Source organism: Paenalcaligenes sp. Me131, from assembly GCF_050487225.1.
In the GTDB taxonomy this organism is placed as follows: Bacteria; Pseudomonadota; Gammaproteobacteria; order Burkholderiales; family Burkholderiaceae_B; genus Paenalcaligenes.
The window spans coordinates 181,404-196,251 of sequence record NZ_JBKQGY010000004.1 but is presented as its reverse complement, the minus strand read 5'-3'; the positions used below and the strand labels follow the sequence as shown (position 1 = coordinate 196,251).

The window sequence follows — 14,848 nt, the reverse complement described above, 5'->3', positions numbered from 1 at the left end:
GTCTATTCCTCTACTTTCATCATAATTTTGCCAATGTGCTGGCTGCTTTCCATTAAGCGATGTGCGGCTTGTACTTCGCTAAGCGTGTACTCGGCATGAATAACCGGCAAGCATTTCCCGGCTTCCAGCAACGGCCACACCGCATCGACTAAGTTTTTGACCAAGGCGGCTTTCTGTTCGTTACTGCGCGCACGCAATGTAGAACCTGTGACCGTCAAACGCTTCAGCATGATGGGCATCAAGTCCATGTCTACACGGCTGCCTTGCAAGAAAGCGATCTGCACCAAGCGACCTTCCAGAGCCAATGACGCCACGTTTTTCGTGATGTAGTCACCACCTACCATGTCCAAAATCAACTCTACGCCTTGGCCATCAGTGTGTTGCTGCACCACTTGGCTGAAATCTTCTTCGCGGTAGTTGATGGCAATGTCTGCACCTTGTGCACGACATACGTCTGCTTTTTCTGCATTCCCTACTGTCGTGAATACACGCGCACCAAAGGCTTTGGCCAATTGAATAGCCGTCAAACCTATGCCGCTGGAACCACCGTGTACCAAGAAGCTTTCGCCCGCTTTCAAACCACCACGCTCAAAAACGTTGGTCCATACGGTTAAATAGGTTTCGGGCAATGCGGCAGCTTGCAACATGCTCAAGCCAGCTGGCACAGGCATACAGTGACGCGCATCGGTAACGCAGTATTCGGCGTAACCCGCACCGGGTACCAATGCGCAGACTTTGTCGCCGACTTTCCATTGGCTCACGCCCTCACCCAAGGCAACCACTTCACCCGATACTTCCAAGCCCAAATAAGGCGATGCATCTTTTGGTGGTGGGTATAAGCCTTTGCGCTGCAATACGTCAGGGCGATTCACACCGGCGTACGCTACTTTAATCAGTACTTCACCTGCGCCTGCGACAGGGATTTCTGCATCCACCAGATGCAGAACCTCTACATCACCACCAGCACCGTGTTCTACACGTTTCATTTTCTTGTCCATCTCTGTCTCCTCATACTTGAAGCGCTTCATATTTTTAGCAAAACAAAAGCGTCAACTCTATAAATGAAGCGCTTCAAAAAAATCAAACTTTATCATACGCTGATCTGCTTTGAGCGTACATAGTACAAAACTCACGCAACTTTCACACTGCACGTTACGTGAGCACCGCTCATTAAATGTAGCTGTATGCTGACCAGCCACCATCTGCCACAGCCACATGACCATTCATGAAAGCTGCCTGTTCGGAAGCCATAAAGATCGCCAACGCTGCGATTTCCTCAGGCGTACCCAAACGACGGGAAGGCGTGCGTGCAGTCAGTGCGTCTAGATCCATTCTGCCGCGTGCAACCAAATCGTCTACCAACGCTGTACGTACATAACCGGGAGCAATCGCATTCACACGCAAACCGTGCTCACCCCATTCATTAGCCAACACTTTGGTTAGCATGGCTACCGCTGCTTTGCTTGCACAATAGGCTGCGCGTTGGGGGGCGGCCACCACACCGTACATGGACGACATGTTTAAAATCACGCCCTGCTTTTGTTCTACCATGCAACGTGCCGCTTCTTGAGCACAATAGAAAACGCCATTCACGTTGATGTCCATCGCACGACGCCAATCGTCGCCCGACAATTCCAACGTAGGTGTATTCATGGAAATTCCGGCGTTATTCAGCAATACATCTACGCGACCCCAGCTGTTTTGCACTTGTGCAAACACGTTTTGTACGCCAGCCTGGTCATTCACCGCGCAGGTGTACACCGCTACTGCCATTTGTGGATACTCGCCCAACAGCGTATCGCGCGCTTTTGCCAAGGCATTGGCATCTATATCCACCAGCGCTAACTTAGCACCGTTATAGGCAAAGGCTTGGGCCATGGAAAAACCAATACCGCTTGCACCACCGGTGATGACAACTACCTTATCTTTCAGGTCAGCGTAACGTGCCCACGGAGCAGACTCCGTTTGCGCTACTGTATTTTGATTGCTCATATTCTCATCCACATTGATTCAAACCAACCTAACTGATAGGATACGAAACCTGTCAGACAGGATAAAGCATTCTATGCTTGGCGAAAAACGCTTGTCAATCGCTACTGGCTTTTAGTAGGCCGTACACCGCTCTACACGCAGAAAAACAAAGCAGACTTGTACAATAACGTTGCATCATCCACCTTTACCGCCCGCCAGACTATGGACACATTTCTTAGCACTGATGCCAGCCCCTCACTCAGCGCCCCGCTGGTAACGTGGGTTGCCGAGCAGATCAACAACCAGTCTTTAGTGCCTGGTGACAAATTGCCCAGTGAGAAACAACTGTGTGAGCAATTTGGCGTGAGTCGCCCTGTGGTACGCGAAGGCTTGTCGCAATTGAAGTCTGAGGGCCTAGTGGTGTCGCACAAAGGCAAAGGTGTGTTTGTGAGCGAACGGGGCAGCCGACAAAGTTTTAGGCTACCTTATACCGAGCTACACGATGCCGAAGGCTTAGCCCACACGCTAGAGTTGATTCAGGTATTTGAACGGTCAGCCGCACGTTATGCCGCCATGCGCCGTACCCCTGACGATTTGAAACGCATACGACGTGCCTTAATCGCGATGGAGTACGCCATCTTGAGCGACCTACCAGGCGATGAGGAAGACTATGCCTTTCACCAAGCTATCGTGGACGCTACGCACAACCCCCATTTCATTCAACTTAATGAGTATCTAGAGCAGCACGCCCGACGTTTCATTAGACAAGCACGACAGCATACCGTCACCTACCACCACAATCTCATCCAGACGGTGCAGCAGGAACATCAGGAAATTTTGCAAGCGATTGAAGAACAAGACCCCGATGCAGCCGCTACCGCAGCCGAAACACATTTACAAAATGCGGCCCAGCGATTGCACGTGTATTTAAAAAAGGGCTAAGACAGCCACGCCGCCTTAGCCCTTTAGGCTGTCTTAGGCCTCAGGTGTCATCACCATACGGCCCAGAATTTTTCCTTGCTCTAGATCTTGCAAGGCTTGCCCCAACGCATCCAGTGAGCATGTGGTCACAGGAATCAGCGACAAGTTTTCTTTGGCTATCAATTCCACCAGTTCTTGTAGTTCACCCAACGAACCTACATAACTGCCTTGAATCGTAATAGCGCGCATGGCAATCAATGGCAACGGCCACGGAGCTGCCCCACCAAACAAGCCCACTAACACCATGTGCCCACCTTTGGTGACCACGTTAAAGCCCAGCTCTGTGGTTTGTGGGTTAGACACAAAGTCCAGCACGTCGTACACCGAGCCACCCACTGCTTTTTGGATTTGCTGTACAGCATCTTCCGCATTCGGGTCTACGACGGCTACCGCGCCAGCATCTACCGCTGCTTGGCGTCTGGCCGCATCAGGCTCAACCACTACCGCGCCTTTGCCACCCATAGCCTTCAATAAGGCCAACGCCATCAAGCCCAAACCACCGGCACCAATAATCACCATGAGATTACGCTGCAGACGTGCTTGATCAAACTTGCGCAAGGCTGAATAGCAGGTCAAACCAGAACATGCCAAGGGCGCGGCCTTGATCGCACTTACCCCTTTCAGGTCTACCAAGTAACGTTCATCTGGCACGATTAGGTGGTCTGAATAACCGCCTGGGCGATTAATCCCTACGGTGCACGGTGTGAGGCAGTAGTTTTCTTGACCTGCCAAACATACTTCGCAATGGCCACAACCGTTCCATGGGTAGACTAAGCGCACATCGCCTACCTTTACGTTGCGTACGTCGTCACCGACTGCAATCACCATGCCCACGTTTTCGTGGCCCATCGTTAGCGGTAACTTCACGCCACGCTCGGCCATGGACAAACGCTTGCCATGACCTAAGTCGTAACCACCATGCCAGAGGTGCAAGTCGGTGTGACACACACCGGCCGCTTTGACTCGTAGCAAGATTTCTTTGCCTGTGGGTACGGGCACAGCGCTTTCAGTTTGCACTAGCGGTTGCCCAAACTCCAACACTTGCATACTTCTCATCAACTGCTCCTGCTTTATCAATGCCCCAAATAGGCGCGACGCACATGGGGGTTGCCCAACAACTCTTCCCCAGTGCCTGACAACACAATGCTGCCGTTTTCCAGCACGTAACCGTAATCGGCCAAACGCAAGGTGTGGAAAACGTTCTGTTCCACCAGCAGCACGGTAATGCCCTGCTCGGTGACACGACGCACCACATCAAACATCTGCTCCACCAACAGGGGTGACAAGCCCAACGATGGCTCATCAAACAGCAGCAATTTAGGGCATGCCATCATGCCGCGCGCAATCGCCACCATCTGTTGTTCACCGCCAGACAGCGAACCGGCAAACTGATCCAAACGCTCGCGTACACGGGGGAACAGTTCTAGCACTTCTTCTAAGCGCTCGGCCACTACTGGGCGCGCTTTCTTGCGATACGCCCCCATCAGCAGGTTGTCTTTCACCGACAAGAAAGGAAACAGTTGGCGACCTTCGGGGATCATGGTGATGCCCAGATCCACGATCTCGTGAGGGGCCAAACCATTGGTTTCTTGCCCCTGAAACGAGATACTGCCGCGGCATTTCAACTGACCGCACAAGGCTTTGAGTGTCGTCGTTTTACCTGCACCGTTAGCACCAATCAGCGTGACAATCTTGCCTTCTGGTACCTCTAGCGATACGCCTTGCAAGACTTCACTCTTGCCATAGCCTGCATATAAATCATGAATTTTGAGCACGTAGATACTCCTTGCCTAGATACGCTTCAATCACTCGCGTGTCGTTGACCACTTCTTCTGGTGCACCACCAGTCAGCACTTGTCCCACATTGATCACCACTACGCGATCAGACAGTGCCATCGTTGCTTGCATCAAGTGCTCAATAAATAGAACCGATACGCCCGAATCACGGATACGACGCACCATGTTGATGGCTCGTTCCACGTCGGTAGGGTTCAAACCTGCCATCACTTCGTCTAGTAGCAAAATACGTGGGCGAGTTGCCAAAGCACGTGCTACTTCCAATCGTTTCAGGCCACCAATAGTCAAACTACGTGCTTCAGAATCTAAGCTGGCGGTGAGTTCGGTCAGCTCTGCGACTTGTCTAGCAATCGCTTCTGCTTCACGTTTGTCGGTGGTGTGCATGAATGCACCCAGCATGATGTTTTCCAATACGCTCAAACCAGAGAATGGCTGCGCAATCTGGAACGTACGACCTACACCCGCTTTAGCAAAGTCTTGCGGTGTGCGAGGTTGTACCCAACTGCCGTCTTCCAACCGTACGCTCACAGTACCGTTGTCAGGAATAATGAAACCCGACAACTGGTTAAACACGGTAGTTTTACCCGCGCCGTTAGGCCCGATCACACCCAGAATCTCACCTTCGTGCAAGGTCAGCGACACATCATTAGTCGCATGCAACCCACCAAAGTGTTTGTTCAGGTGTTCAGCTTTGAGGATAGGCTCGCCTTTATGCGCGGTGTTTTTCTCTGGCATCGCTGCAGCGGGAACTGCTTTGCTGTGTGGCCCAGGCAAGCGGTCGATGAACTTCAACGCCCAATTACCAAACTGGCCAACAATACCGCGCGGCATGGTCAACACTACAACCACCAGCACCACACCATAAATAAAGCCGTGCATACCACTGCCAAAGCTACCCAACCAACCACGAGCCAGCTCAGCAATAGGTACTACCAAAATCGTACCGGCCAATGGCCCCACTACACTGCCCAAACCACCGATCAAGGCAAACATCGCAATCTGAATAGACAGTTCTAGCGAGAAGGCAGCAGATGGCTCAATAAAGGTCAGGTACATGGCGTGGAACGAACCCACAATACTGGTTAGCATGGCGGAAATCACCGCTGCACTCAGTTTGACGTTAATGGTATTAATACCTACCGCCGGTGCAGCAAACTCACGCTCACGCACAGCCACCAAGTAGAAGCCCAAGCGAGAGTGACGGATCCACCACGTCACCCAGATGGCCACTACCAGCATGCCAAACGCGACCAACAAGTACGCCCATTTTTGGCGGAAAATCATCCACTCAAGGCCGATGTTCAGTGGCACGCTCAAACCGGCTGCACCACCGGTCCAGTCGGACTGGTGCACGGTCAACAGCTTGAACACTTCCAATACAGCGATGGTCGCCAAGGCAAAGAATGGCCCACGCAGTCTGAAGGTTGGGTACGCAATCATCACGGCGACCAATGCCGAAATACCTGCACCTACAAACATACCTAACCATGGGGTAATGCCGAAGTTAATCACCAACAAGGTCGCGGTATAACTACCCACACCGTAGAATACAGCATGACCCAGCGACAATTGGCCTGCGTAGCCTCCAACGATGTTCCATGCCGTCGCCAATGCGCCATAGACGCAAATCAGCACAAACAAGTGGTACACAAAGGGGGACTGAATAATTAGCGGGATGACGAGCAGCAGTGCAAGGCAGAGCAAGCCCACATAAACCCGTGGTTGTCGAATATCAGGAAACACGTAAAACCTCTCTTGCCCGGTTTACTCAGAACCTCGTCCCAGCCCAAACAGGCCAGTAGGACGGAAGACCAGAATCAAAATAAAGATGGCGAAATACACCACTTCTTTAAGGTCCGGCGCAACGTAGTAGCCAGCCAAGCTGTCTACCAAACCAATCAGTAACGAGCCGAACAACGCCCCGGTCAAGCTACCCATACCACCCAGCACGACGATCACGAAGGCGGTCAGTACAAAGTAACTACCAATAGTGGGGAACACTGGGTATTGCGGAGCCAATAACGCCCCCCCTACCCCAACAAAGGCTGAACCAATGGCAAACGCCAATACGTAAATTACCGGTACGTTCACACCCATTAACGATGCCGCGTACTGGTGTTGTGCTACGGCTCTGAACGCTCTACCCAAGTAGGTATGTTTCAGGAACCAGTGCATGCCCCCTACCAATAACAACGCCACAATCAAGGTAATCAGCGGGCCTATGCCAATACTGAATCCACCCAGAAAGATCGTGCCTGTACCAATGTCGGTTTGAATCGCCAATACGTCAGCGCCAAACACCAGCAATGCCAGGTTCATCAATGCTGTGGACACACCCACAGTCGCAAAAATCTGAATATGCCCATCTGCACTAAGCAGAGGTTGAATAATGGCACGCTGCATTAACGCGCCCAGACCAAACAATAAGATTGCAATAGGTACTACGGCCACATAAGGGTGCCAACCCAATTGCGTTGAGAACAAATAGGCAGCGTACATCGCCACCATCAAGAACTCGCCGTGGGCAAAGTTCACAACCCGAATCACACCAAAGATCAGCGTCAAGCCGATACTGATAATCGCGTACGCGCCGCCCAATAGCAGGCCGTTGATCACCAGTTGCAGAAAAATATCCATTGCAGCTTCCTTCCGTCGTCATGCCCGGCTTTGTGAGCCGGGCAGACGTTTCATGCATTACTTATTAACAATGGGTTTTGCTACGGCGGCGGCTTCTGGCCACACGGTCAACAATTTGCCATCTTGCCATTGCATCAGCGTCGTTGTCGCTGCGGTGTTCTGGCCGTTTTCAGCAAAGTCAAAGCCCCAACCCGTTGCGGTAGAACCTACAGGTTTTTTGTATGCCAGTACCGCTTCACGGATCTTGTCTGCATCCATGGAGCCGGCTTCTTCAATGATGTCAAAGAAGGCCACCGCACCTACGTAGTTAGCCAAGCTGTGGCCGGAACGTGGTTCGCTGTTGTACTGCTGTTTGTAGGCTTCGACGAACGCGCCCAAACCAGGAGCACCCGCTTCGTTGGTGTTGTACTGAGGGAAGTCCACATCAAACGCACCTTCGATGGTGTCGCCCAATGCTTTGGCTGTGTCAGTCAACGAGTAACCGCCACCTGCGCCCAATACGGCTTTAGGTTTGTAGCCAGCAGATTTAGCCTGACGGAAGAACAAGATCGTGTCGTTCTGGTACGAAGTTTGCAGTACGACGTCAGCTTGAGCACCGCGCAAACGCAGGATCAGCGCAGACAAGTCCACCGCTTTAGCCGAGTAAGGCAATACTTCTACTACATCCAAGCCCAACTCTTTAGCGCGTTCTTGCTGGAAACCGCCCAGTGTTTTACCGTACAAGCCGTCTTCGTGAATGATCGCCACTTTCAGGCTTTTAGGGTCTACGCCCAGTTCGGGTGCAATCACATCTTGCACCGCATCTACCATCGCGTACGCAAAGTCTTTGGCGGTGGAGTTACTACGGAAAATGTTTTGGTAACCACGGTCAGTCACGCTGTCAGACACCGCACCCAACTCAAAGTACGGCACGCCAGCCAACTCTGTAACCTGTGTTGCAGCGTAGGACAAAGCAGACGAGAAACTACCGAAAACGCCTTCCACATTTTCTACGGACGTCAAACGACGCGCTTCACCTACGGCTTGGTTAGCATCTACCGCGTCGGCTTTCACCAATTTGATTTGCTTGCCCAGCACACCGCCTTGCGCGTTGCGTTCGTTGACGGCCAGTTCTAGACCTCTATAGCTTTCATCACCCAGCTGAGCCAATGCTCCGCTGAAGGGATACAAAGCACCCATGCGAATTTCTTCTGCAGCCATTGCTGCGGAGGACATCGCCAATACTGCGGCGGTTCCTGCCAGCAAGGAAGTTACTTTCTTGAAACGCATACTGTCTCCTTTATCAACACTAACTTGTGGCATTACGCCAAACAAATCACTAGTTTCCTTATTTGAAGCGCTTCAAATGGTATCTATAAAAAAAGAGCAGTTAAGATGGATACTAGCTCATTTATAATTTGAAGCGTTTCAATTCATTTGCTGCCCATTATTACAACCACTAAAATCCTTGTCAATGAATAAGAACTACAGACTTTCCCGTACTAAAAAGCCTACCTTGGCTGACGTAGCCAAGCTGGCAGGCGTCTCGCTGGGCAGTGCTTCGCGTGCTCTTTCTGTGCCCGAGCAAGTCAAACCCACCACCTTAGAAAAAGTAAACCAAGCCGTTTCCCAGCTAGGCTATATACGTGATGGCTCGGCCCGTGCTCTAGCTTCTAGACGCACCCATACCATTGCCGCGATCTACCCTACGCTGAATAACCCCATCTTTGCGCAGTCCACCCACTCTATGCAGCAAGCCCTCTGGGACAGGGGCTACCAACTGCTGATTGCCAGTCACGAATATCACACCCAAGACGAGCTGCCCATTGTGCGCGCTACATTGGAGCGCGGTGTGGACGGTATCATCATGGTGGGTACGGATCACAGCGAAGAAGTGTTTTCTATCCTATCGCAGTTAAATATGCCTTATGTGCTGACGTGGTCGGTGGATGATAGCCACTACCCTTACTGCGTAGGTATCTCTAACTTCGATGCCTCGTATGAGTTAGCGCAATATGTGATTAAACACGGTCACACACGTATCGCTATCTGTGGTGGCCCCATCGAAAATAACGAACGCTCTCGTGGCCGTCGTAATGGCATTTTGACCGCCGCCGCCCATGCAGGCATAGAAGTGCCAGAAAAATGGATGACCATACAACCCTTCTCGTACAAAGGCGGGCGTCAAGGTTTGCGCGAGTTGTGGGCCTTAGATGATAGACCCAGCGTGCTATTCTGCGGGACTGACTTACAAGCTATTGGGGCGCTCTATGAATGCCAAATGCTAGGTATTCGCGTACCCGAAGACTTGTCTATTGTTGGGTTTGACGGCATGGAAGAGGCCACCATGGTGCACCCCAAACTCACCACCATACGCATCCCTGCAGATGAAATTGGTTCACGAGCCGCCTTGCTGATGCTAGAGCTGTTGGCAGGGCACTCTCCAGCCGCCGAGCGCCCCATCAAAACCGTGATTATTCCTGGTGAAAGCTTAGGACGGGTTTAAGCCATTTCTTTGGCTATAGTGCGCAGCAATTGGGCCGCTGACATTTCTCGTGCCAGCGGCGCACCCTGCCCTGCCCATTGCGCCGCAAACTCATAATTGCCTTTTGCCACGGCAGCTGCATTCAGCTGTTTTGCCAAATCATAGGTTAAGGGATACGACGGTACGGCTGGCGCGCCTTCGGCCTCCCCCCATTGAATTAATTCATTCAACATGCCACGCGCTGGGCGACCAGACATTACAGGCGTGAGACGTGTTGATGCAGCCCGATCACTGCGTAAGTTTTCGCGATAGCTGGTGTTCGCAGAAGATTCAGGGCACAGAATAAAGGCGGTACCCATCTGCGCCGCCACCGCCCCCAAATCCAACATGGCGCGCGCGCCTTGGCCATCCATAATGCCCCCTGCCGCGACAATAGGGGTATGGCATTTCTTAACTAGCAAACGGGTCAGTACGGCGGTGCTCAACTGCTCATCAGAGCCATCGCTGTCCATAATGCCACGATGCCCACCAGCTTCTATGCCTTGGGCAATAATCACATCAATACCGGCTTGCTCCAGCACTTTGGCCTCACGCAAACTGGTGGCCGTCGCCATCGTGATGATGCCGGCCGCTTTCACCGCCGTCAGAAACGCAGTATCAGGAATCCCAAAATGAAAACTCAACACAGCAGGCTGTTGAGCCAACATCAAGAACTGCATGGACTGATCATCTAAGAACGAGGTATAGACCTCAGAGAGTGACGTAGGGGGGGTAGCACCGAAGCGCGCAAACTGCGGTGTGAAATAACGAATCCATGCTTCTTCGCGTGCGGCGTCGAATTGTGCCGACTTGTGGCAGAACACATTCACGTTAAACGGCTTGTCGGTCAGCGCGCGCGTAGCACTAATCATGTCCCGCGCTTGCTCCATAGAGCTAGCGCCCAACCCCAGAGAACCCAAACCACCCGCATTGCTGACGGCAGCCGCCAATTCCGGTGTAGCCACTCCGGCCATAGGCGCTTGAATTATTGGGGTCTGCAACCCCAATTTGCTGATCAGGTCTAGCTGATTCATGGTTGTATTCCCCTTAGATAGTCATGCCCTCAAGCCTTTTATCATACTACTGGGCGGAACAAACGATAGGGCTCAGCCCTGCTATAGAAACAAAACGTATCAATATTTGACGATGTACAGTCTGATTTACAGAAATTCATCTGGTAAAATCAACCACTTGCTGAAAAAAATCAGGAGGTAGTGTTGACTCATACAACACGCACACGAACCACACCACGTACACTGAAACAACTGCTTTCCGTATGTGCTCTGGTTACAGGTCTATTTTCTACGACCAGTTCTGCCACCTCTACCCAAGCACTAGAAATCGCAGGCTACGTAGAGAAAGTACAAATCGCTGGTACCGACCTCGTTTTCGACGCCCGCCTTGACTCTGGTGCTACCACATCGTCACTTAACGCTTTGGATATAGAAAGATTCGAACGCGATGGTAAAGACTGGGTACGCTTTGATGTTGTAGACCCCACAGACAAAGAAAAACGTATTGCGCTGGAATACCCCGTCAAACGCAATGTGCGTATAGTCCGACACGACGGCAATCACCAAAGCCGCCCGGTTATACAATTGCCCCTGTGCATCGGCTCTCATGAGCGCCTAGAAGATGTGTCGCTGGTCGATAGATCAGAACTGACTTACCAACTGCTGGTAGGCCGCAACCACATGCGTGGTGCCATACTCATAGACTCAGGCAAACGTTTTATGCACGAGCCTCATTGCCCTAGTGCTTCCTAATTTAGTTTTTCGCTGATATTTCCTCATGAAACGTTTACACCTGCCGTTGCTGGTATTCGTGTTGCTGGCTGTTGCCTGCAGCCTTTTCTTTTATAAAGTTCGAGTCCTGCAGTTTCCCCTCATGCCTGTGAGTCAGGTTGAGGCGTGGACCGTAGAAGCCAATGTGGACTTTGTTCCCTCGGGGAGCTCTGTCAAAGCTGAACTGCAATTGCCTGACTACACTCCAGGCTTCACCATTGTGGATGAAAGCTTTATTTCCCGTGGCTACGGGTTAAGCACCCAAACCACCAAAGACGGCCGCACCGCCACATGGACACAACGTCGCCCCGGTGGCCCACAAACCTTGTACTACCGTGTGCAGTTGGTGCGTGATAACCAACCTGTAGCACAACAGGGCTTCCCCGGTGTGGCTGCTAGACCAGAATTGCCCCCTGCGTTGGCTACCGCTGCCGATGCCTTGCTGGATGATATTCGTAGCCGCTCAGCCGACATCGACTCCTTCAGTACCTTGTTGGTGCAAGAGGTTAACCGTAGCCAGCCTAGTGAAAACGTAGCCGCCTTCTTGGCACGCACAGCAAGCTCATTAGAACGCACCCAACTGATTGTGGATTTACTGGCTGGTGCTCGTATTCCTGCTCGTGTGGTGCATGGCTTTAGCTTGTCTGATCGTAGCCAACACCAAAACGCGATCCCGTGGCTGCAATTTCACAATACCCGTGAATGGGTAGCGTTAAACCCTACTACGGGCGAACGCGGTTTTCCTGAAGACTTCTTGGTCTGGTGGGTAGGCGATAGCGCAAGCCCATTAACATTGGATCGTGCTCGTCAAGGTAAGGTCACGTGGTCTACCAGCAGCAGCTATCTGGATGCCATGACCGCTGCCAGCCAAGCTGCCGCACAAAAACAAGAAGACAGCTTCTTGAGCTTCTCGCTGCAGGAGCTGCCTATTGATGTGCAAAACACCTACCGCATCCTGCTATTACTACCCGTGGGCACGCTGCTGATTGTGTTCTTGCGTAACGTCATCGGCTTACGTACCTTTGGTACGTTTATGCCGGTGCTGATTGCGCTGTCCTTCCGTGAAACGCAGCTCGTGCACGGTGTGATCATGTTCTGCACCATCGTGGCCTTGGGCTTAGTACTGCGCTTTTATCTGGAGCACTTAAAACTCTTGCTGGTACCCCGATTAGCGGCCGTCGTCACCATCGTTGTGGTGTTGATGACGTTGCTCGCCGTGTTCTCGCACCAGTTAGATATACAAGCTGGTTTGTCGTTAGGTTTATTCCCAATCGTGGTCTTGGCCATGACCATCGAACGCATGTCCTTAGTATGGGAAGAGCACGGCCCGGCCGACGCTATCCAACAAGGCGCAGGCAGTTTGGTCGTTGCTGCCGTGTGTTATCTGCTGCTAGTTAACCGTTATGTAGAACACCTGTTCTTTGTGTTCCCAGAACTGGTGCTGGTGGTACTGGCTCTGCTGTTGGCCTTGGGTAGATACACAGGCTACCGTCTGTCTGAGCTGTTCCGTTTTAGCTCGCTGCCACGCCTGAAGGAGTAAGCCATGAAACGATGGATCAGTCCGCGAGAACTGCACCGTCTGGGCATTGCTGGCATGAACCAACGCAATGGCGAGTACATTGCCAAGCTGAATCCGCGCAGCCGTTACCCGTTGGTGGATGACAAGATCCTCACCAAAGAGCTTGCCATCAAAGCGGGTGTCGCGGTGCCTGAACTGTACGGTGTGATACACACCCACCGTGACATACGTTCGCTAGGGGCCATGCTACAAGACAAATCCAGCTTTGTGATCAAGCCGGTACACGGCAGTGGTGGTAGCGGTATTTTGGTGTTCAATGGCAAGGACGACAAAGGTGCTTACCGCCGCGCCAATGGCCGTATGATGAGTGCCGAAGCCTTGGCGCACCACGTGAGCAACATCTTGGCAGGCGCCTACTCCTTAGGGGGTAGACCTGACACGGCCATGATCGAGCAGCGTGTGGAGTTTAGCCAAGCCTTTGAGCACTTAAGCTACCAAGGTGTGCCCGATACCCGCATTATTGTGTACCGTGGCTGCCCAGCCATGGCCATGATACGTTTGCCCACCCGCCACTCTGACGGTAAAGCTAACTTGCACCAAGGCGCTATTGGTACGGGTATTGATTTGGAAACCGGCCATACCACTGCTGGGGTTTGGCTGAACCAACATATTACGCATCACCCCGATACCGAGGTGGCAGTAGCGGGTCACATGATCCCTGATTGGGACATACAACTGCGTTTGTCGTCACGCTGTTATGACCTGACCGAGCTAGGCTATTTAGGCGTGGACTTGGTGCTAGATGCTAACCACGGCCCTATGCTGTTAGAGCTGAACGCACGTCCTGGCTTGGCCATTCAGATCGCCAATCAAGAAGGCTTACATTGGCGCACTAGGGCCATTGATCACTGGCTAGAAGAACGCGCCGAAAACCCGCCTACCGCGGACGAACGTGCGCATTGGTTTGCTGAGAAAGGATTACGTACGCTGATTGATGAGGCTGCGGCTCGCGGTTAGTCATTAGCGATTATGCCTACCAAACAAGCCCCTATCGTTGGTTACGGTAGGGGTTGTTTTTTATGTGGCGCTTGTGTGTGAAAGTGTGGGTGTAAAAAGCCCGCGCAGCCACGACTGTCTGCCGTAGTCTTAGGCTGCGAAAGTATTTTTTAATTTGTACACCAAATAAAAAAACACTTCCATCCGCCTTCCCTTCGTCGCTTGCCTAAGGGTTGGCTTTGGTAGTTGCTGTAGAAGCTCGTATTTCTGACGAATACACTCTGTCATTAACAGGCAATCATGTGCTAGCTACAGTAACTACGGTGAGGGGCTATTCATTATTAGGTTGATTGCTAAGAGTGAGTAGTCCCTTTGCCGTAATCTGATGACAACTCCCATGGTTTAGAAGCAGAACAACGCCTGTAGTCTTGCAGCGAGTGTAAGATCCGCAGCAACTACAGATCAGCAATGGATGGCTGTAGCCTGCGCCTGATTAAGAAAGGGCAATAAACCTATCAACAGTGGAATGCTCGGGGGACGGAGAGGAAACTTTTTTGATTTGGTGTCTCAAATCAAAAAAAGTATTCCTGCAGTCCCCCTGTGCGTGCGATGAATACGATAGTGACACATTAACAATGCCACAATGCATACCATCGCCAG

The 14,848-nt window shown here is 51.9% G+C and carries 13 protein-coding genes; 5 read left to right on the top strand and 8 right to left on the bottom strand.

Going from position 1 to position 14,848, the window contains the following annotated elements; genetic code table 11:
- Window positions 1-2: 2 nt before the first annotated feature.
- Both ACLPHM_RS15900 and ACLPHM_RS15895 read right to left on the bottom strand, forming a co-directional pair.
- Window positions 3-998 carry an NAD(P)H-quinone oxidoreductase gene (locus tag ACLPHM_RS15900; protein ID WP_430222183.1) on the bottom strand — a complete coding sequence of 332 codons (996 nt, stop codon included), beginning with the start codon at window positions 996-998 and terminating at the stop codon, window positions 3-5.
- 172 nt (window positions 999-1,170) lie between these two features.
- Window positions 1,171-1,992, bottom strand: a complete 822-nt coding sequence (locus ACLPHM_RS15895; RefSeq protein ID WP_430222182.1) for an SDR family NAD(P)-dependent oxidoreductase — start codon at window positions 1,990-1,992, stop codon at window positions 1,171-1,173.
- A gap of 201 nt (window positions 1,993-2,193) precedes the next feature.
- Here ACLPHM_RS15895 and ACLPHM_RS15890 point away from each other — a divergent pair, with 201 nt between their 5' ends.
- Complete coding sequence (locus tag ACLPHM_RS15890; RefSeq protein WP_430222181.1) at window positions 2,194-2,913, top strand: FadR/GntR family transcriptional regulator; 720 nt, start codon at window positions 2,194-2,196, stop codon at window positions 2,911-2,913.
- Window positions 2,914-2,946: 33 nt separating this feature from the next.
- Here ACLPHM_RS15890 and ACLPHM_RS15885 read toward each other — a convergent pair whose 3' ends face one another.
- From ACLPHM_RS15885 to ACLPHM_RS15865, 5 genes are read right to left on the bottom strand one after another with little or no spacing between them, the layout of a single operon-like run.
- Window positions 2,947-4,008, bottom strand: coding sequence for an alcohol dehydrogenase (locus tag ACLPHM_RS15885; RefSeq protein WP_430222180.1), 1,062 nt, complete (start codon window positions 4,006-4,008; stop codon window positions 2,947-2,949).
- 17 nt (window positions 4,009-4,025) lie between these two features.
- Complete coding sequence (locus ACLPHM_RS15880; protein ID WP_430222179.1) at window positions 4,026-4,727, bottom strand: ABC transporter ATP-binding protein; 702 nt, start codon at window positions 4,725-4,727, stop codon at window positions 4,026-4,028.
- Window positions 4,711-6,492, bottom strand: coding sequence for a branched-chain amino acid ABC transporter ATP-binding protein/permease (locus ACLPHM_RS15875; protein ID WP_430222178.1), 1,782 nt, complete (start codon window positions 6,490-6,492; stop codon window positions 4,711-4,713). The genes ACLPHM_RS15880 and ACLPHM_RS15875 overlap by 17 nt, the downstream gene beginning before the upstream one ends.
- A gap of 21 nt (window positions 6,493-6,513) precedes the next feature.
- A complete protein-coding gene (locus tag ACLPHM_RS15870) occupies window positions 6,514-7,386 on the bottom strand; it encodes a branched-chain amino acid ABC transporter permease (protein WP_135864058.1) in 873 nt (290 codons plus the stop codon).
- A 57-nt stretch (window positions 7,387-7,443) separates the two neighbouring features.
- A complete protein-coding gene (locus tag ACLPHM_RS15865; RefSeq protein WP_430222177.1) occupies window positions 7,444-8,655 on the bottom strand; it encodes an ABC transporter substrate-binding protein in 1,212 nt (403 codons plus the stop codon).
- A gap of 184 nt (window positions 8,656-8,839) precedes the next feature.
- On the opposite strand from ACLPHM_RS15865, the gene ACLPHM_RS15860 reads away from it, so the two are divergent.
- Entirely contained in the window at window positions 8,840-9,871 is a 1,032-nt protein-coding gene (locus tag ACLPHM_RS15860; protein ID WP_430222176.1) for a LacI family DNA-binding transcriptional regulator, read from the top strand.
- On the opposite strand, the gene ACLPHM_RS15855 is transcribed toward ACLPHM_RS15860, so the two are convergent.
- A complete protein-coding gene (locus tag ACLPHM_RS15855; RefSeq protein WP_430222175.1) occupies window positions 9,868-10,923 on the bottom strand; it encodes an NAD(P)H-dependent flavin oxidoreductase in 1,056 nt (351 codons plus the stop codon). The genes ACLPHM_RS15860 and ACLPHM_RS15855 overlap by 4 nt on opposite strands.
- Before the next feature lie 183 nt (window positions 10,924-11,106).
- On the opposite strand from ACLPHM_RS15855, the gene ACLPHM_RS15850 reads away from it, so the two are divergent.
- Genes ACLPHM_RS15850 through ACLPHM_RS15840 form a run of 3 tightly spaced genes read left to right on the top strand, consistent with a single transcriptional unit; the run spans window position 11,107 to window position 14,209 of the window.
- Window positions 11,107-11,655, top strand: coding sequence for an ATP-dependent zinc protease family protein (locus tag ACLPHM_RS15850; protein ID WP_430222174.1), 549 nt, complete (start codon window positions 11,107-11,109; stop codon window positions 11,653-11,655).
- Between the two features lie 25 nt (window positions 11,656-11,680).
- Window positions 11,681-13,213, top strand: coding sequence for a UUP1 family membrane protein (locus tag ACLPHM_RS15845; RefSeq protein ID WP_430222173.1), 1,533 nt, complete (start codon window positions 11,681-11,683; stop codon window positions 13,211-13,213).
- Between the two features lie 3 nt (window positions 13,214-13,216).
- Window positions 13,217-14,209, top strand: coding sequence for an alpha-L-glutamate ligase-like protein (locus tag ACLPHM_RS15840; RefSeq protein WP_430222172.1), 993 nt, complete (start codon window positions 13,217-13,219; stop codon window positions 14,207-14,209).
- Window positions 14,210-14,848: the final 639 nt, after the last annotated feature.

Excerpts from the sequence above, each read along its gene's own strand:
- ACLPHM_RS15870 (WP_135864058.1), bottom strand. The coding sequence starts at position 7,386 with ATGGATATTTTTCTGCAACTGGTGATCAACGGCCTGCTATTGGGCGGC.
- ACLPHM_RS15855 (WP_430222175.1), bottom strand. The coding sequence starts at position 10,923 with ATGAATCAGCTAGACCTGATCAGCAAATTGGGGTTGCAGACCCCAATA.
- ACLPHM_RS15865 (WP_430222177.1), bottom strand. The coding sequence starts at position 8,655 with ATGCGTTTCAAGAAAGTAACTTCCTTGCTGGCAGGAACCGCCGCAGTA.
- ACLPHM_RS15845 (WP_430222173.1), top strand. The coding sequence starts at position 11,681 with ATGAAACGTTTACACCTGCCGTTGCTGGTATTCGTGTTGCTGGCTGTT.
- ACLPHM_RS15885 (WP_430222180.1), bottom strand. The coding sequence starts at position 4,008 with ATGAGAAGTATGCAAGTGTTGGAGTTTGGGCAACCGCTAGTGCAAACT.
- ACLPHM_RS15900 (WP_430222183.1), bottom strand. The coding sequence starts at position 998 with ATGGACAAGAAAATGAAACGTGTAGAACACGGTGCTGGTGGTGATGTA.
- ACLPHM_RS15840 (WP_430222172.1), top strand. The coding sequence starts at position 13,217 with ATGAAACGATGGATCAGTCCGCGAGAACTGCACCGTCTGGGCATTGCT.
- ACLPHM_RS15860 (WP_430222176.1), top strand. The coding sequence starts at position 8,840 with ATGAATAAGAACTACAGACTTTCCCGTACTAAAAAGCCTACCTTGGCT.
- ACLPHM_RS15890 (WP_430222181.1), top strand. The coding sequence starts at position 2,194 with ATGGACACATTTCTTAGCACTGATGCCAGCCCCTCACTCAGCGCCCCG.
- ACLPHM_RS15895 (WP_430222182.1), bottom strand. The coding sequence starts at position 1,992 with ATGAGCAATCAAAATACAGTAGCGCAAACGGAGTCTGCTCCGTGGGCA.